Source organism: Asticcacaulis sp. P2_B1, from assembly GCF_056404915.1.
The window spans coordinates 338544-360343 of the sequence record NZ_JBFUDD010000003.1; the positions used below are offsets into that span (position 1 = coordinate 338544).

General features: G+C 60.6%; 3 protein-coding genes. All 3 read left to right on the forward strand.

Annotated features, from left to right (window positions below; genetic code table 11):
- The first annotated feature begins 42 nt into the window (after positions 1-42).
- The 3 genes from AC1DX3_RS10845 to AC1DX3_RS10855 all read left to right on the forward strand — a co-directional run bounded on the left by AC1DX3_RS10845 (position 43) and on the right by AC1DX3_RS10855 (position 21751).
- Complete coding sequence (locus AC1DX3_RS10845; RefSeq protein ID WP_476989297.1) at positions 43-13878, forward strand: beta strand repeat-containing protein; 13836 nt, start codon at positions 43-45, stop codon at positions 13876-13878.
- Between the two features lie 208 nt (positions 13879-14086).
- Complete coding sequence (locus AC1DX3_RS10850) at positions 14087-16822, forward strand: M10 family metallopeptidase C-terminal domain-containing protein (RefSeq protein ID WP_476989298.1); 2736 nt, start codon at positions 14087-14089, stop codon at positions 16820-16822.
- A 207-nt stretch (positions 16823-17029) separates the two neighbouring features.
- Complete coding sequence (locus AC1DX3_RS10855) at positions 17030-21751, forward strand: M10 family metallopeptidase C-terminal domain-containing protein (protein ID WP_476989299.1); 4722 nt, start codon at positions 17030-17032, stop codon at positions 21749-21751.
- Positions 21752-21800: the final 49 nt, after the last annotated feature.

Below are 21800 nucleotides of genomic sequence, written 5' to 3' on the forward strand. Positions count from 1 at the left end.
CGTCCTGCCGGCATGCATAAAGTGCCGCAGGGAGCAGCCTCAATGACCAAATCCATCAATTCCGGTAACATTATGTCGGATCAGACACTGACCGACGGCGTCTATGTGGGCTCCGACGGCGGGGACGGCGCCAACGGCGCGGCCGGTCCCGACGGCGCCAATGGTCAAGACGGCAATATGTACAGTGACGTCATGCAAACGCCCGGCGAAGCGGGGCATGACGGTCTCGGCGGCACGGTCGGCGGAGACGGCGAGGTGGTCGCAATTACCTTGACGTCCGACGATGTTGTGACGACCGTTTATAGCAGCCTGGATGCCAGTATCAGTGGCGGCGACGGCGGTATCGGCGGCACGGGTGGTGCGGGCGGTAGTGGCGGTTCCAGCTCTTATTATGGCATGATGAATACTGCCACGACGAAGGCCGCGAGTGGCAACGGCGGCGCGGGCGCTGCCGGTGGCGCCGGCGGCGCGGCGTCGACCAGTGGCAGCGAAATCACAACCGGCGTGTTCGACGTCACAGTGACCGGTGGCGCCGGCGGCAGCGGTTCCCACGGTGGCGCGGGAGCCGCTTCGACCGACGGCAGCGGAAATACCAATTCGTCCATGAATAACCCTGCCTTTTCCAACAGCTTCAGCAGTGGCGCCGGCGGCAACGGTGGCGTCGGCGGCGCGGGCGGCAATGCCGGCGCCGCGGAAGCGACATTCGACCTCCTGACGGCTGGCAACTACACGTTCAACCTAGCAAGCACGGGCGCCGATGGCGGTGTCGGCGGTGCGGGTGGCGCGGGCGGCGCAGGCAGCACGATCGGAAGCGGCGGCGCGGGTGGTGTCGGCGGCAATGGCGGCGACGCGACGTCAACGGTTTCAAACAGCGAAATCTCGAATGTCGCCGCGATTACGGTTTCGGCCATCGCGGGTTCGGGTGGCGCCGGCGGCGCCGGCGGCGCCGGGGCTTACAGCGACAGTTACTCTTCCAACTGGAGCCCTGAAGGGCCGATGGATAGTCACACCGTCAATTTCGGAACTGCCGGAGTGGGTGGCGCGGCCGGCGCCGGTGGCGCGGCCGCTATCGATTTCCACGACAATACGGTCGAATATAACGGTGACACTCTCGCCCTCGACCTGACTCTTGAAGCGGGAAGCGGCGGGCTCGGTGGTGCGGGCGGCGCCGCGGGGACGCGCAGCGGTCAGTCCGGTACGACGGGCGTCAGTGGCCTGAACGGTGAGGACGGCACGACATCGCTGACCTTCAGTGGCAACGCCTTCACGGGCGCCGGCTACACCACCTTGGAATTGAATCTCAGTAATACCAGCTATGCCGACGGAGTTGAGCAACTTGTCGCCAGTGCCACGGGCGCCATTTACATCAATCTGGAAACCGGCGACTTCGATATCGGCAGTTCGCACAACACGATCAGCGAGTTCAACAGTGTGATCCTGAACGTGACGGACACACGCATTGACGCGCAAGGAGTGTCTCACGACGTCCTGCAAGGGGCGAACATCATTGGCAATGGCAACGACAACAGCTTGACCGGCACCACGGCCGGCGACACGATCGACGGTGGTGGCGGCTGGGACGCGATGATCGGCGGCGCGGGCAACGACACCTATATCGTCAACGATACCCATGACGTTGTCACCGAACTCTCCGACGAAGGCGCTGACCTTGTCGAATCCTCGGTGAGCTATGTCCTTGGCAGCAATGTTGAAAACCTGACCCTGACAGAAGTGCCACTCAACGGTTCCCTCGGTATCAATCACATCGATATCGACATCGATACCGATGGCACGGGCAACGCGCTCGACAACACCATCATCGGCAACAGCGGCGCCAACACGCTGGACGGCGGCCTGGGCGCTGATGACATGAGCGGTGGTACAGGAAATGACACCTATGTCGTTGACAACGAAGACGACACGGCCAACGAAGGCTCGGATGCCGGCACCGACACGGTCCAATCTTCGGTCACTTACACGCTCGGCGCCAATGTCGAAAACCTGACCCTGACCGAAGTCTCCCTGATCGGGAGTATCGGTATCAATCATGGTTCCGTCGCCGACGACAATATCGACGGAACCGGTAACGGTCTCGCCAATATCCTGACCGGCAATAATGGTAACAACCGACTGGATGGCGGCCTGGCTGCCGACAGTATGACCGGTGGTGCCGGCGATGACACCTATGTCGTCGACGACGCCAACGACATTGTCGTGGAAGCTGCCGACGGCGGCACCGACACGGTCGAAGCCTCAATTACCTACACCCTGACCGCCAATGTCGAAAACCTGACTCTGACCGGATCCGGCCATATCGACGGCACCGGCAATGACCTGGTCAACAGCCTGACCGGCAACAGCGGCAACAACACCCTCGATGGCGGCTGGGGCGCCGACACCATGGCCGGCGGTGCCGGTGACGATACCTATATCGTTGACAATGACGGCGACGTCGTCACTGAAGGCTCCAGCGCCGGCACCGACCTGGTCGAGGCCTCGGTCAGCTATGTCCTTGGCGGCAATGTCGAAAACCTGACTCTGACTGAACCGTCGCTCATTAGTGCCTTCGGCATCACCCATGACCCCATCGCCAACAATATCGATGGCACGGGTAATGCGCTCGACAACATCATCAGCGGCAACAGCGGCAATAACACCCTGGACGGCGGCCTGGGCGGCGACGACATGAGCGGCGGCGCGGGTAGCGACATCTATATCGTCGACGATTCGGGCGACTCAGTCACCGAAGGTTTGGATGGCGGCGACGATGCTGTCCGATCCTCGATCACCTATACGCTCGGCGCCAATGTCGAAAACCTGACCCTGACCGAAGTATCGATCATTACGTCCATGGGCGTCAATCATTCGCTCGAGCCTGACAACAATATCGACGGCACCGGCAACGACCTGGCCAATAACCTGACCGGCAACATCGGGAATAATCGCCTCGATGGCGGTCTGGGTGCCGACACCATGACCGGTGGCGCCGGCGATGACACCTATGTCGTCGACGATGCCGACGACGTTGTCGTGGAAGCTGCCGACGGCGGCACGGATACGGTCGAAGCCTCAATTACCTACACTTTGACTGCCAATGTCGAAAACCTGACCCTGACCGGGTCCGGCCATATCGACGGCACCGGCAATGACCTCGTCAACAGCCTGACGGGCAACGACGGCAATAATACACTGGACGGCGGCAGGGGCGCCGACACCATGGCCGGCGGTGCCGGCGACGATACCTATATCGTCGACAATGACGGCGACGTCGTCACCGAAGGCTCCAGCGCCGGCACCGACCTGGTCGAGGCCTCGGTCAGCTATGTCCTTGGTGGCAACGTCGAAAACCTGACCCTGACTGAACCGTCGCTCGATGGTGCCTTCGGAATCACTCATAACGACATCGACATCAATATCGATGGCACGGGTAACGCGCTCGACAACATCATCATCGGCAACAGTGGCAACAATACCCTGAACGGCGGCCTTGGCGCCGACGACATGACCGGCGGCGACGGCAATGATAACTACGTCGTCGATAATGAAGACGACACGGTCACCGAAGGTCTGGATGGCGGCGACGATACGGTCCAATCCGCGATCACCTATACGCTCGGCGCCAATGTCGAAAACCTGATCCTGACCGAGGCTTCGCCGATGGTTGCCATCGGTATCAATAATTCGCCTGAGCCCGCCAACAATACCGACGGCACCGGCAACGCGCTCGACAACAGCCTGACGGGCAACAGCGGCAATAACCGCCTCGACGGCCTCGTGGGCGCCGACAGCATGACCGGTGGCGCGGGCGATGACACCTATGTCGTCGACGCCGCCGAAGATGTGGTCACTGAAGCTGCCGACGCGGGCACTGACGCGGTCGAGTCCTCGGTCACCTATACCCTGACGGCCAATGTCGAAAACCTGACCCTGACCGGGTCCGGCAATATTAATGGTACCGGCAATGACTTGGCCAACACCCTGACCGGCAATGACGGCAACAACCGTCTCGACGGCGGCGCCGGCGCCGACTCCATGGCCGGTGGCGCGGGCAACGACACCTATGTCGTCGACGCCAGCGATTCGGTAACCGAAGGCGCCAGTGCCGGTACCGACACGGTCGAGTCCTCGATCACCTACACCCTGACCGCCAATGTCGAAAACCTAACCCTGACGGGTTCCGGCAATATCAACGGCACCGGCAACGGCCTGGCCAACACGCTGACCGGCAATAGCGGCAACAACCGTCTCGACGGCAGCACGGGTGCCGATTCCATGAGCGGTGGCGCAGGCAATGACACCTATGTCGTCGACAATGCCAGCGATGCGGTGACCGAAGGCAGTGCAGGGGGTACCGACACGGTCGAATCCGCAGTCACATACACGCTGACTGCCAATGTCGAAAACCTGATCCTCAACAACAACTCGCTCATCACCGCCTTCGGCGTTAATAACTCGCCCCCTGCCTACGCCAATATCGACGGCACCGGTAATAACCTGGACAACAGACTGACCGGCACCAGCGGCAATAACCGTCTCGACGGCAGCACGGGCGCTGACACCATGATCGGCGGCGCCGGCAACGACACCTATGTCGTCGACAATGTCGGCGATGTCGTTACCGAAACGGCTCCTGGCGCCTCGATGGTATCGCAAAATATTCCATCGGACATCGATACGGTCGAATCTTCGATCTCCTATACCCTCACCAACTATGTCGAGAACCTGACCCTCACCGGCAGCGGCAATCTGAATGGTACTGGTAACGGCTGGGCCAACGTCCTCACCGGCAATGACGGCAATAATCGCCTCGACGGCAGCTATGGCGCCGATACCATGGTCGGCGGCCTGGGCAATGATACCTATGTCGTCGACAATATATTGGACTCCGTCACGGAAGGTTCGAGCGCAGGCACCGACAAGGTCGAATCGTCGATCTCCTACACCCTGGGCGCCAATGTCGAAAATCTGACCCTGACCAATGTTCCGATCGCCACAGCCATGGTCGGCGGCATCAACAATGTCCTCCCCGACAATAATCTCTATGGTACCGGCAACGGGCTGGCGAACAGCCTGATCGGCAACGACGGGAATAACCGTCTTGACGGTCTGGCGGGCGCCGACAGTCTGACGGGTGGTCTCGGCGATGACACCTATGTGGTGGATGACGCGGGCGACATCGTCACTGAAAACGCCAGCGAAGGCACCGACACGGTCGAGGCGTCGATCACCTATACGCTGACCGCCAATGTCGAAAACCTGACCCTGACGGGATCAGCCAATATCAACGGCACCGGCAACGGTCTCGACAACATCCTGACCGGCAACAGCGGTCAAAACGTCCTGACGGGCGGCGCCGGTAACGACACCTACAATGTCGACGCCACCGACACGATCGTCGAACTGACCGGCGAAGGTACGGACACGGTTCGTATCGCCGCCTCCTATGTCCTGGCTGCCAATCTGGAAAACCTCGTCCTGACCGGCACCGGCGATTTCAACGGCACCGGCAATTCGGTCGTCAACAGCATCACCGGCAACAGCGGCGCCAATGTGCTGGACGGAGGCGCAGGCGCCGACAACATGATCGGCGGCACGGGCAACGACACCTACTATGTTGATAATACCGGCGATACCATCACGGAAAATGTCGAAGAAGGGACGGACATCGTCTATGCTTCGGTCAGCTACACCCTGAGCGCCAATATCGAAAACCTGGTCCTGGGCAGCGATGTCGATATCGACGGCACTGGCAACAGCCTGGCCAACCGCCTCACCGGCAACAGTCACAACAACATTCTGAACGGCGGCACCGGCGCCGATATCCTCGTCGGTGGTTTCGGCGACGACATCTACATCGTCGACAACGCCTCAGACCTGGTCATCGAAGACCCCAGCCAGGGCACGGACGAGGTTCGCACCTCGATCAGCTATACACTGACCGCCAATGTCGAGAACCTGACGCTCATCGCGGGCAGCGGCAGTATCAATGCCACCGGCAACGCCCTGGACAACGTTCTCAACGGCAATAGCGGCGCCAATCGCCTCGATGGCGGCGTCGGCGCCGACACCATGATCGGCGGGGTCGGCAACGACACCTATGTCGTCGACAATGCCGGCGACCACATCACGGAAGTCTTCGGCCAGGGCACGGACACGGTCGAATCCTCGATCAGCTATACCCTGGGCGCCAATCTCGAAAACCTGACCCTGACCAATATCTCGGTCGGTTTGGCTATGACCGGCGGGCTCACCAATTTACCGCCTTCCGACCTTAACGATACCAATGCCACGGGCAACAGCCTGGTCAACATCCTGACCGGCAACAACGGTAACAACATTCTGGACGGCAAGGCGGGCGCCGACACCATGGCCGGCGGCCTGGGTAACGACACCTACATGGTCGACAATGTCCTCGACACCGTCACCGAAGGCTCTGCCGCAGGCATGGATTCGGTTTACGCTTCGGTCAGCTACACCCTGTCGGCCAATGTCGAAAACATGACCCTGACCGGCAGCCACGATCTTAACGGTACAGGCAACGCGCTGGCCAATGCGATCGTCGGCAACAGCGGCGACAACACCCTCGACGGTGGCCTGGGCGCCGATACCCTGACGGGCGGTGATGGCGACGACATCTATATCGTCGACGATGCCGGCGACACGGTCGTCGAAAGCGACGGTGAAGACGGCGGCTACGACATGGTCGAAGCGTCGGTAACCTATACCCTGACCGACAATGTCGAAACCTTGATCCTGACGGGTAGCGGCAATATCGACGGCACCGGCAATGATGACAGCAACGCCATCATGGGTAACAGCGGCGACAACGTCATCGATGGCGGAGCTGGCTATGACCAGATGTACGGCGGCGCTGGCGACGACACCTACATCGTCGACGATGAGGACGATCTTGCCTTCGAACTGGCTGGCCAGGGCACCGACACGGTCGAGTCCTCGGTCACCTATCAGCTCGTCACCTTCACCGAAAATCTGACCCTGACCGGCAGCGACGATATCGCCGGCATCGGCAATAGCTATGCCAATATCCTGATCGGCAATTCCGGCGACAACTGGCTGGACGGTCTCGCGGGGGCCGACACCATGACAGGTGGTGACGGCGACGACATCTATTTTGTCGACGATGCCGGCGACACCGTCAGTGAAGACGTCGAGAAAGGTTACGACTCGGTTGTTTCATCGGTCACCTTCACCCTGGGTGCCAATGTCGAGCAGCTGATCCTGGAGGGCAGCGACAGTATCGACGGTACCGGCAATAGCGCCGACAACGACCTCGTCGGCAACAGCGCGGCCAACCGCCTCGACGGCGGCGCGGGGGCCGACACAATGGCGGGCGGCCGTGGCGACGACACATATGTTGTCGACAGCGTCTCCGACATCGTCACCGAAGATGAAGAGGAAGGCACGGATACCGTCGAATCCGCCATCAGCTACACGCTGGGCGACAATGTCGAAAACCTCGCCCTGACCGGCAATGGCTGCATCAACGCAACCGGCAACGACCTCGACAACAGCCTGGCCGGCAATAATGGCGCCAATATTATCGATGGCGGCCTTGGCGCCGACGAGATGAGCGGCGGCATCGGCAACGACACCTATATCGTCGACAATGTCGACGATACGGTCACCGAACTGCTGGGGCAGGGCACCGACCAGGTGCATTCTTCGGTCACTTTTACCCTTAGCGACAATATCGAAACCCTGATCCTGACGGGCACGGACAATATCGACGGCACCGGCAACAGCCTGGGCAATACCCTGACCGGTAATGCCGGCAATAACCGCCTCGATGGTGGTACCGGCGCCGACACCATGACCGGCGGACTGGGCGACGACGTCTATGTCGTCCAACACAGCGGCGATGTCGTGGTTGAGTTGGAAAATGAGGGTACGGACCGGGTGGAATCCTCCATCACCTATGTCCTGGGCGACAATGTCGAAAACCTGACCCTGACCGGTGTCAACAGCGTCGACGGTACCGGCAATGCGCTCAACAACATCATCATCGGCAACAGCGCTAACAACAATATCGACGGCGGCGTGGGCATGGACACCATGTCCGGCGGCGCCGGCAGCGACGACTATATCGTCGACAATACGGGTGATGTGGTCACCGAACTGGCGGATGAAGGCAATGACGACGTTCGCGCCTCGGTGACCTACACCATCGGCGCCAATATCGAACGCCTGATCCTGACGGGCAGCGGCAATATCGACGGCACCGGCAACAGCCTCGCTAACGACATCTTCGGCAATACCGGCGACAACCGGCTCGACGGCGGCACCGGTGCCGACACCATGTCCGGCCGCGAAGGCAACGACACCTACATCGTTGACAATACCAGCGACGTCGTGGCCGAAGCGGCTGGCCAGGGAACGGACTCCGTCCTGGCATCGGCCACCTTCAGCCTGGGCGGCAATGTCGAAAACCTGACATTGACGGGCTCGGGCAATATCGACGCGACGGGCAACAGCCTGGTCAACACCCTGACCGGCAATGACGGTAACAACCGTCTCGATGGCGGCGTCGGCGCCGACATCATGGCGGGCGGTCTCGGCGACGACACCTATGTCGTCGACAATGCCGCCGACTCGGTTACCGAGAACCCCAGTGCGGGTACGGATACGGTCGAATCCTCGATCACCTATACACTGGGCGCCAATATCGAAAACCTGACCTTGACGGGTTCTGGAAATATCAACGGCACCGGCAACAGCGCGGTCAATATCCTGATCGGCAACAGCGGCAACAATACCCTGGACGGCAAGGCCGGCGCGGATTCCATGACCGGCGGCCTGGGCAACGACACCTACATCGTCGACAATGCCGGTGACAGCGTCACCGAACTGTCGGGTCAAGGTACGGATCTCGTCCGCAGCCTGATCACCTACACCCTGGGCGCCAATGTCGAAAACCTGACCCTGGCCGGCAGCAGCACGATCAACGGCACCGGCAACACGCTCAACAACACCATCATCGGTAATACCGCCAATAACCGCATCGACGGTGGTGCGGGCGGTGACGCGATGACGGGCGGCGCGGGCAACGACACCTATATCGTCGATAATGCCGACGATATCGTGACGGAATTGACCGGCGAAGGCACCGACGCGGTCCAATCTTCGATCACCTATGCCCTGACTGCCAATGTCGAAAATCTGACCTTGACCGGTTCGGGCGGTATTTTCGCCACCGGTAATGCCCTCGACAATACGCTGACCGGCAACAGCGGCGACAACCTGCTCGACGGTGGAATGGGCGCCGATACGATGGCCGGCGGCACGGGCAACGACACCTACTATGTCGACAATGCCAGCGACGTCGTTACGGAGGGTGTGGGCGCAGGTTCAGACTCCGTCTCCGCCTGGGTAAGCTATACCTTGACGTCAAATGTCGAGTCTTTGACGCTTATCAATGCGGGTGGCAACATTAACGCCACCGGCAATAGCGACAACAACACCATCAACGGGAACTCCGGCAATAACACGCTGGACGGCGGGCTTGGCGCCGACGCCATGGCCGGCGCGGCGGGCAATGACATCTACGTCGTCGACAATGTCAGCGACTCGGTTTTGGAATTTGCCGACCAAGGCAATGACACCATCCAGACCTCGGTCGCCTACACCCTCAGCGCCAATGTCGAAAACCTGACCCTGACCGGTTCGGCCAATCTCGACGCCACTGGTAACAGCGGCGAAAACGTCCTGACCGGCAACAGCGGCAACAACACCCTGGACGGCGGCACCGGCGCCGACACCATGGCGGGTCATGAGGGTAACGACATCTATATCGTCGACAATGTCGGCGACAGCGTCACCGAATTGCTCGACGAAGGCAATGACACAGTCAGGACCACCCTGTCGTCCTATACCCTGGGCGCCAATGTCGAATACCTGACCTACACCGGATCCGGCAACTTTACCGGCACCGGCAACGGCCTGGGCAACACCCTGGTCGGCGGCGACGGCAATGACAGCCTGGACGGCGGCGCGGGCCAGGACATGCTGCGCGGCGGACTGGGTAACGACACCTACTATGTCGACAGCCTGTCCGACATTACCTACGAAGCCTCGGACGCCGGGACGGATACCGTCATCGCCAGCGTTTCCGGTGTCACCCTGGACACCAACCTTGAAAACCTGACCCTTGCCGGAAGCGGTAATCTGAGCGGCAACGGCAACAGCCTCGCCAACACCCTGACCGGCAACAGCGGTAATAACCGCCTTGACGGTAAGGCCGGCGCGGACATCATGGCAGGACATGAGGGCGATGACACCTATGTCGTCGACAATGTTGCCGATACGGTCACCGAAAATGTTACAGAAGGCACCGACACGGTCGAATCCTCGATCACCTATACCCTGACCGCCAATGTCGAAAACCTGACCCTGCTCAACAACTCCGCTCCGGGGGCCATTGTCGGCGGCTTGGTCAACACGCTGGTCACCGGCGCGAATATCGACGGCACCGGTAATGCCCTCGACAACACGCTCACCGGCAACGCCGGCAACAACCGCCTTGACGGCCTCGTGGGTGCCGACACCATGGCGGGTGGTCTCGGTAACGATACCTATGTCGTCGACAACGGGTCGGATACAGTAACGGAAAGCTCCAGCGCCGGTACCGACACGGTCGAATCCTCGATCACCTATACATTGGGCGCCAATGTCGAAAACTTGACCCTAACGGGTTCTGGCAATATCGACGGCACCGGCAACGGTCTTGCCAATACGATCATCGGTAACGCCGGCAACAACAGCCTGGACGGAGGCACCGGTATCGACAGCCTGACCGGCGGCGCCGGCAACGACATCTATTTCGTCGATGACGTCGCTGACGCGGTCAATGAAAACAGTGGCGAGGGCACCGACGAAATCCGCGCTGCCATCACCTACACCCTTAGCGCCAATGTCGAAAACCTGACCCTGACCGGGTCGGGCAATATCAACGGCACCGGCAACAGCGGCGTCAACACCCTGGCCGGCAACAGTGGCGATAACACGCTGGATGGCGGCGCCGGCGGCGACGCCATGGCCGGCGGCACGGGTAACGACACCTATGTCGTCGACAACGCGTCGGACGCGGTGACGGAAGGCTCGGGTGCCGGCACCGATACGGTCCAGTCGTCGATCTCCTATACCCTGGTAGCGAATGTTGAGAACCTGACCCTTACGGGTTCGGGCGACATCAATGGTGGCGGCAACAGCGGCGTCAACGTCCTGACCGGCAACAGCGGCAATAACCGTCTGAACGGCCAGTCTGGCGCGGATACTATGGCCGGTGGTCTGGGCAACGACACCTATGTCGTCGACAACGTGTCGGATGTTGTGACTGAAGGCGCCAGCGCCGGTACCGACACGGTCGAGACCGTCTTGTCCTACACATTGGGCGCCAATGTCGAAAACCTGACCTTGACAGGATCCTCGGACGTCAATGGCACCGGCAACGCACTGGTCAACGTCCTGACCGGCAATAGCGGCAACAACCGGCTTGACGGTCAAGCGGGCGCCGACACCATGATCGGTGGGCTCGGCAACGACACCTATGTCGTCGACAATGCCGGCGACGTCGTTACCGAGGCCAGCGCGGCCGGCACCGACGCGGTCGAGGCCTCTGTGACCTATACCCTGAGCGCCAACGTCGAAAACCTGACCTTGACGGGCGGCAATGCCATCGACGGCACCGGCAACAGCCTCGCCAACATCCTGATTGGCAACAGTAACGCCAACAAGCTGGACGGCGGCACCGGCGCTGACACCATGACCGGCGGCACGGGCAACGACATCTATGTCATCGACAATGCCAGCGACACTGTTGTCGAACTGGCGGACGAAGGCACCGATACGGTTCAGTCAGTGCTCAACTACACCCTGGGCACCAACCTGGAAAACCTCACCCTGATCGGCGCTTCCAACGTCAAGGGCACGGGTAATGCCGGCGACAACGTCATAACCGGCAATACCGGCAACAATACCCTCGACGGCGCCGCCGGCGCGGATACCATGGCGGGCGGCTTGGGCAACGATGTCTATATCGTCGACAATGCCGGTGATACGGCGACGGAATTGACCGGCGCCGGTACGGATGAAGTCCGCTCCTCGGTGACCTTCACCCTGGGGGCCTTTATCGAAAGCCTGATCCTGACGGGCACGGGCGATACCAACGGTACCGGCAACGCGCTCGACAACACGATCACCGCCAATGACGGCACCAACCGCATCGATGGCGGCGCCGGCGCCGATACCATGCTGGGCGCCGATGGCAACGACACCTATGTCGTCGACAATATCAATGACGTCATCATCGAAAACATCTCTCAGGGCACGGATACGGTCGAAGCTTCGATCAGCTATACCCTGAGTGTCGATGTCGAAAACCTGACCCTTACCGGCTCGGCCGATCTCAGCGCCACCGGTAACGACCTGGTCAACGTCCTGACGGGTAACAGCGGCAACAACGCCCTCGATGGCGGAGTGGGCGCCGACACCATGGCCGGCGGCACGGGCAATGACAGCTACTATGTCGACGATGCCGGTGATGTCGTGACCGAACAGTCGGCGGCCGGTACGGATACGGTCTATGTCGGCTTCAACTCTACGCTGGGCGCCAATGTGGAAAACCTGGTCCTGACGGGCACGGGCGATCTGACCGGCACCGGCAACGGCCTGGCCAATACCCTGACCGGCAACAGCGGTGCGAATACGCTGGATGGTGGCGCCGGCGCCGACGTCCTCAAGGGCGGCGCGGGTAACGACATCTACTATGTCGACAACACCAGCGACGTCGTCAACGAACAGTCGACCGGCGTGGGTATCGACGATGGCGGTCTCGACCGTGTCTTCGCCTCGGCGACGTTCACGCTCGGCGCCTTTATCGAGACCCTGACCTTGACGGGTTCCGCGGCGCTTGATGGCACCGGCAACGACACCGCCAACACCCTGACCGGCAATACGGGTAACAACAACCTGTATGGCATGGGTGGCAACGACACGCTGAACGGCGGTGGCGGTACCGACCAGCTGTACGGCGGCCTCGGCGACGATCGTTACAATGTCGTCAGCGTCACCGACATCGTTCATGAAAACAGCGGCGAGGGTACGGATCTGGTCGCTTCGACCATCACCTACACTTTGACCTCCGATGTCGAAAACCTGACCTTGCTGGGCACTTCCGGCATCAATGGCACGGGTAACAGCCTGGCCAACTCGCTGATCGGCAATTCCGGTAATAACAGTCTGTACGGCATGGACGGCAACGATACGCTGAACGGCGCCGGCGGCACCAACGACCTGTACGGCGGCCTCGGCAGCGATAAGTATATCGTCGCCAGCGCCACCGACCTGGTCCACGAAAACAGCGGTGAAGGCACCGATCAGGTCTCGGCCTCGATCACCTACACCCTGGGCGCCAATGTCGAAAATCTGATCCAGACCGGCACCGGCAATATCGACGGCACCGGCAACGGCCTCGGCAACAGCCTGACCGGCAACAGCGGCAACAACAAGCTGACCGGTGGGGCCGGCAACGACACCCTGACCGGCGGCCTGGGCGCGGACACCTTCGTCTTCGCACAGTTCGGTGTCGCTAACGGCCAGGATCACGTTACGGACTTCCAGAGCGGCGTCGACCACCTGATGTTCACTGGCGCCGATTACGGCTTCTCCTCCGGTCATAACCTGCAGGCGAGCGAACTGACCATCGGTTCGACGGCGGTCGGCAGTTCGGCCCAGTTCATCTACGACACGACGACCCACGTCCTGTCGTGGGACAGCAACGGCTCGGTCGCCGGCGGCGTGACAGCCATCGTCACGCTCGACAACGGCGCGACGCCGACGACGTCGGACTTCATCTTCGGCTAAAACGAAGAAGCCCTTCCAATACGGCAGCACGGCCGCGATCACCCGATCGCGGCCGTGCTTTTTTGTCCTCAGTTTTGAACCTGTAGGCTTTGTCTGACAATAAAATGATTTCGGACGCGGCCAAAAGCGGTTAGATTTATCGTGCCCGTCGTCACAGCGGCCCCGAAGAGTCCTGCGCCCTAGAGACTTAAATTCCAAAGGATATGACATGAGCCTGAATCTTGATCCGCAGACTTTCGATCATAYGGCCCAGTCAGTGGATAACGGATCCGGCGCGGCGGCGGCCGGCACCCTGGGGCCCAGCCATACCATCGACCCATGGCATGAGCGCGGCACCGGCAACCAGCCCAACGGCAAGCCGTCCTTCACCATCGATGAAGCTGCGGTACAGTTGACGCGTACGGGTTTGAGCCAGAACGGCGAGGGGGTTCTGAACACACCGGCGACCGTGACCTATGCTTTCCGCGTCTCGGCCTTTACCATGCCTGAGGACACCGGCGGCTTTTCGGTTTTCAGCCCTGCCCAGATCGCCGCGGCGGAACTGGCGCTGTCGACCTGGTCGGATGTCGCCAATGTCACCTTTGTACGTGTCGGTTCCGGCACGTCCGGCCCGCAAGCCTTTTCCAATGCCGCAACCCTCTTGTTCGGCAACTATTCCACCGGCGAAGACTCGGCGGCCGCCTTTGCCTATTATCCCGGCGATAACTCTGCCGGCAGCACCGACAGCGACCTGTGGGTCAATAATACGCTCGACTATAACGCCAATCCGGTCGTGGGTGAGTATGGGCAGCAAGTCCTGGTCCACGAGATCGGCCATACGCTCGGCCTGTCCCACCCCAGCGATTACGACGCCAGCGACACCACCGACCCGACCTATGCCAATTCGGCGCAATATTTCGAGGACTCGCGCCAATATAGCGTCATGAGCTATTTCGGCGGCGTCAATACCGGGGCCGCCTTCCTGTTCTTCTCGTCCGTGCCGATGATGGACGACATCGCCGCGGCGCAACGCCTCTATGGCGCCAATATGACGACGCGGACCGGCGACACGGTCTATGGTTTCAACAGCAATGCCGATCAACCCTGGTATATTGCCCACGATACCACCAATTCCGATCTGGTCTTCTGCGTCTGGGACGCAGGCGGCCACGACACTTTCGATTTTTCACTCTACAGCTCGGATGCGCTGATCGATCTGCGTCAGGGTCATTTCTCGAGCATCGGCAATTCCGTCGGCAACGTGTCCGTTGCCCAGGGCGCGGTCATTGAAGACGCCATCGGCGGCGCCGGCAATGATTTGCTGATCGGCAACGATTCGAGCAATTCGCTGTCGGGCGGCGACGGCGGTGACACCTTGCTGGGCGGCGTGGGTGCCGACCAGCTCGATGGCGGTGCCGGCAGCGATACGGCCACATACCTGTCGGCGGCGGCGGGCGTGCATGTCGATCTCGGCGCCGGCACGGGCGCGGGCAGCGATGCTGAAGGCGACGTCCTGGTCAGTGTCGAGAACCTGGTCGGTTCGGCCTTTGCCGACACGCTCACCGGCAATTCGGGCAATAACAGCCTGACCGGCAGTGTCGGTGACGACGTGCTCGATGGCGGGCTGGGCGCCGACACCATGACCGGTGGCGACGGCAGCGACAGCTACTATGTCGATAATGCGAATGATCTGATTGTTGAAACCGGCAGCGCCGACAGCGCCGCGGACGCTGTTTTTGCCGCCATCGATTTTACCCTTGGCGACACTGTCGAAAACCTGACCCTGCTGACCGGCGGACGCAGCGGCACCGGCAACGCGCTGAACAATGTCCTGACTGGCAATGCTTCGGGAAACAGGTTGTTCGGCATGGCGGGGAATGACACCCTCGATGGTGGCAAGGGTGGCGACGCCATGAACGGCGGGTCGGGTAACGACACCTACTATGTCGACAACAAGGCCGACACCGCGGTCGAGCAAAGCGGGGGCGGTAATGACATCGTCATCAGCTCGGTGTCATATACTATTGGCGCCTTTGTCGAAAAACTGACCTTGACCGGCACCGGCAATACCGCCGGCACCGGCAACACCCTGAACAACACCATTATCGGCAATGACGGCAACAACAAGCTGATCGGCGGCGAGGGCAATGACAATCTGGGCGGCGGCCTGGGTAATGATACGCTCGACGGCGGCAAGGGCGGCGACACCATGAAGGGTGGCCAGGGCGACGACCGCTACTATGTCGACAACAAGCTCGATGTCGTCACCGAATACGGCAATTCCGGCAATGATACGATCGCGATCAATGGTACCTATACCTTGGGCGCCAACATCGAGAACCTGATCCTCACCGGCTCCGGCGTTCGTTTCGGTACAGGCAATACGCTCGATAATCACCTGACCGGCAATGTCGGCAACAACACCTTGGGCGGCGCCGACGGCAATGACGTCATCGATGGCGGCAAGGGGGCCGACACCATGCGTGGCGGGATGGGAGACGACAGTTTCTATGTCGACAATATCGGTGACACGGTCACGGAATATAGTGGCCAGGGCGTCGACAGTGTGTTCAGCTCGGTGAGCTTCATCCTTGGCAACAATGTTGAGAACCTGACCCTGACCGGGGCCGCCAATCTCAACGGAACCGGCAATACCCGCGACAATTTCCTGACCGGCAATGACGGCGACAACAGCCTGGACGGCGGGCGCGGTCACGATGTCCTGACCGGCGGCGTGGGCGCCGATACTTTCGTCTTTGGTTTGAGCAGCGGCGCCGATACCATTGCCGACTTCTCCGCGACCGATGGCGACACGATCGACCTCCAGGCCTACCACGCGCAGGATACGGCGATCTTCACCCAGTTGGGCACCGATACGGTCATAGATTTGGGTGGTGGAAACGTCGTGACCGTACTCAACGCTACTTCCGACGATCCGGGCCTGACCAGCCACATCGTCTGGTGAGGTATAGGCGTTAATGTAAAAATAACTGTTTATTTACAATGCATTAACTATGCATGGCAAAAATCGACATTTATTTTGTCATTAACCTTTGGGTGTCTTTTGCAATTAAGATTTTGGGTGTAAGGCTGAATCCGGGCCTGGGGATAACTGCGCCTGGTCGTTGCGATTTGACGATGATCTTCGATGATCCAACCGGGGTGATGACACATGCGCACGCTGTCCAATCTGAACGTTCAGTCTACCGGCGAAACAACACATTCCGAAACCTTATCCCAGCCCACTGCGGCCCCCGGAGGCACGGCGACGGCGTCGTTTTCGCCGACCAGCGGCAGCGCTACCGGCCTCAGTTCGCTGCTGACACAGACCTTCAATTCCGGCACCGGGCACTGGGAATTCAGCGGCAATGCCGACATTGACGGCGTCCTGATCGGCGCCAAGTGGGAACCGACCACCCTGACCTTCAGCTTCCCGACCACGGGGCTCTATTACGGTCACACCTATTACGATCAGACCTATCCCGATAATCAGGTGCCTTTCAATGCCGCGCAGCAGGCAGCCGCGCGCTACGCTCTCGGTCAGATTTCCGCCTTTACCAACCTGCATTTCACTGAAATTACCGAAACCAGCGGCACCCACGCCAATATCCGTCTGTCCCAAACCGCGAGTACGAACGAGCAGTCGGCCGAGGGCAATTTCCCGTCCGACCTGAGCAGCGCCGGCGATGTTTGGCTCGGGACGACCGGCCAGCCCTTCTACGACGATCCGGAAATCGGCAACTGGGGGCAAACGACGATCCTGCACGAGATCGGCCACGCCATGGGGCTGAAGCACGGCAACGAGGATTATACCACTTCGGATATGTCGACCTATCTCGGCGTCACCGGGCCGCGTTACGGCTCCGCCGCCCTGCCGTCGAGCCACGACGGCCAGGCCTGGTCGGTCATGACCTACCGCTCGGACCCAGGTAATAGTCCCGACACTTTCGAAGGCGACCAGTTCAACCAGGCCCAGACCTACATGCAGGACGACATAGCCGCCCTGCAATATATGTACGGCGCCAATTTCGACACCAATAGCGGCAACTCGGTCTATACCTTCAGCGCCACGACCGGCGAGATGTTCATCAACGGCGTCAGCCAGGGCGTGCCGACCAGCAGTGTCGTGCTGCGGACGGTCTGGGATGGCAACGGCACCGACACTTACGATTTCAGTAACTTCACCGGCAATGAGAGCATTGACCTGCGCGCCGGCGGCTGGTCGACCTTCAACAGCGATCAACTGGCCAATAACCGTGCCTATACCGGCGACATCAATTTCGCGCCGGGCAATGTCGCTAATGCCCTGCTGTATCAAGGCGACCTGCGCTCCCTGATCGAAAACGCCAGCGGCGGTTCCGGCAACGACACCATTATCGGCAACCAGGTCGCCAATGTGCTGACCGGCAATGCCGGCGACGACTATCTCGATGGCGGCCTCGGCAACGACACCCTGGTTGGTGGCACCGGTAATGATACCTATGTCGTCGACTCGGCCGGTGATACCGTCACCGAACTGGCCGGCGAGGGCACGAACGACACCGTCATGGCGTCGGTGACCTATAGCATTAACGGAACGGCCCTCGAAAACCTGGTCCTCACCGGCAGCGCCAATATCGACGGCACCGGCAACGACCAGGACAATATGCTGGTCGGCAATACGGGCATCAACCATCTGACCGGCGGGCTCGGCAACGATACCTATGTTGTTAACAACAGCGGCGACATCGTCACCGAACTGGCCGGCCAGGGTACGGACCTGGTTGACTCAAGCGTGACCTTCACCCTGGACAACAATCTCGAAAACCTGACCCTGATCGGTTTTGCCGCCGTCAATGCCACCGGCAATGCCGGCGTCAATATCATCACCGGCAACACCGCCAACAACATCCTCACCGGCGGTGACGGCAACGACGTCATTAACGGCGGTGGTACCGGCCTCGGCGCTGTCGTCGTCGACTCGGGCCTGCCGGCCCACGATACTGTCGATTCCGCCCTGAAGATCGACCGCTCGGCCTTTTCGCTCAACGCCGATACCGATGTCGCGGACGCTACCACCGTGGCTCACGCCACGGTCCAGGCTACCGGTGACAACCGCTATCACGTCTACAGCTTCGATGTCACAGCGGCGGGCGTTATCGGGTCCTTCGATATCGATGCGACGACGGGCGGTCTCGACACGGTCGTGCGCCTCTACGGGCCGGACGGCCAACTGATCACGTTCGGCGACGACTCGCTGACGACCGACGGCGCGGGCGGCAGCACCGTCAACTACGACTCGCTGTTGACCTATACCTTCCTGGCCGCCGGCACCTACTACATCGAGGTCGCCAATTATGACCAGGCCGTCATCGAGACGGGCATGTCCTATGAGCTCAACATCTCCCTGGCCGGCAACGGGCCGGTCCTGACCGATGACGACAAGCTGGACGGCGGCCTGGGCGCCGACGCCATGACCGGCGGCCTCGGCAACGACACCTATGTTGTCGACAATGTCGGCGATACGGTCGTCGAACAGGCCGGCGAAGGCAATGACACCGTCCAGACCAGCATGACCTACAATCTGGGCGCCAATATCGAGAATCTGACCCTGACGGGGTCGGCCGACCGCAACGGCACCGGCAACGCTCTTGACAATATCCTGACCGGCAACAGCGGCGTCAACCAACTGGTCGGCAGTACCGGCAACGATACCCTGAACGGCGGCGGTGGCGCCGACGTGCTCAAGGGCGGCTACGGCGACGACACCTACTATGTCGACAATGCCGGCGACTCCATCAGCGAATTAAATCTGCAGGGCACCGACCGGGTCTTCACGTCGATCAGCTACACCCTGGCGGCCAATGTCGAAAACCTGAATCTGAGCGGCACCAGCGCCATCGACGGCAGCGGCAATACACTCAACAACATCATCACCGGCAATGATGCCGTCAATACCCTGAGCGGAAATGCCGGCAATGATACGCTGGACGGCGGCAAGGGTGCCGACATCATGAAAGGCGGCGCCGGCAACGACCTCTACTATGTCGAAAATGCCGGCGACATCGTCACGGAATTGGCTGGCCAGGGCACCGACACCGTTTTCGCCACCATCACCTATACCCTGACCGCCGAGACTGAAAACCTGACCCTGACCGGGACGGCGAACCGCAATGGCACCGGCAATGCGCTCGACAATGTCATCACCGGCAATGACGGCGTCAACCAACTGGTGGGCGGCGAAGGCAATGATACGCTCGATGGCGGCCTTGGCAACGATACCCTGAAGGGGGGGCTGGGCAACGACACCTACTATCTCGACTCGAGCGCCGACCTCATCACCGAATATACCGGCCAGGGCACAGATACCGTCTATGCCGGCTTTACCTACAGCCTCGGCAGTACGCTGGAAAACCTGATCTTGACGGGAACCGCCGATCTTAACGGCACCGGCAACAGCCTGGACAACTCACTCACCGGCACCGATGGCGTCAACACCTTGCTGGGCCTGGCGGGCGCGGATATCCTGATTGCCGGCGCCGGTAACGACTTTATCGACGGCGGCAGTGGTATCGACACCCTGAAGGGCGGTGCGGGCGACGACACCTACTATGTCGACAACACCGCCGACGTCATCACCGAGTTGGAAAGCGGTGGCCATGACGCCGTGTTCAGCTCGGCGACCTATACGTTGAGCAGCAATGTCGAATACATCACCCTGACCGGCACCGCCAATATCAACGCCACCGGCAATGCCAGCAACAATATCATCAACGGTAATTCGGGCAACAATACCCTGGTCGGTGGCGCCGGCGAGGACCGGTTGGTCGGCGGCGCCGGTGTCGATACCATGCGTGGCGGCGATGATGACGACAACTACTTTGTCGACAATGCCGGCGACACCGTCTTCGAATATTCCGATCAAGGCTATGACAGCGTGACCTCGTCGGTCACCTACACCCTGGTGGTCAATGTCGAACGCCTGAACCTGGCAGGCTCGGCCAACCTCAACGGCACCGGCAACGGCAGCGACAACCTGATCGTCGGCAATACCGGCAACAATACCCTGCTGGGCCTGTCGGGGGCCGATACCCTGGTCGGCGACGAAGGCAATGACGTGCTCGATGGCGGCACCTTCACCGACATCATGAAGGGCGGTAAGGGTGACGATGTCTACTATGTCGACAATACGGGCGACGTTGTCACCGAATATACCGGTCAGGGCAACGACCTGGTCTACAGCTCGGCGACCTTCGTATTGGGCGCCAATGTCGAAAAGCTGATCCAGACCGGCACGGCCAATATCAATGGTACCGGCAATACGCTCGACAACAGCCTGGTCGGCAACGACGGCAATAATGTCCTCGACGGGCGGGCGGGCGCGGATACCCTGAAGGGCGGCCTGGGCAACGACAGCTATGTCATCGACAATGTCGGTGATATCGTCATCGAATATTCCAATTCCGGCATCGACTCGGTCAGTTCGTCACTGACCTATACCTTGACGACCAACGTCGAAAACCTGACCTTGACCGGGACTAGCGCCGTCAACGGAACGGGCAATGGTATCGACAACGTCATCACCGGCAACGGCCAGGCCAATATACTGACCGGCGGCTCCGGCAACGATACGCTGACGGGCAATGGCGGCAATGATACGCTGACGGGCGGTTACAACGCCGATATCTTCGTCTTCGGCCACAGCAATGGCGCCGACACGATCACCGATTTCTCGGCCAGCCAGGGCGACACGATCGACCTGCATGCCTACAGTAACGGCGTGGTCAATGGAGGTGGAGTCGTCATCACCCAGGTTGGCGCCGATACGCTGATCAGCTTCAATGGCACCAACCAGGTCACGGTCCTGCATACCAACGCCACCAATGCGGATTTCCTCAGCCACATTGTTTGGTAATAGGTCCACCGGCTCGGCTTGTTGAACCGCCCTGAACAATGTTAGGTTC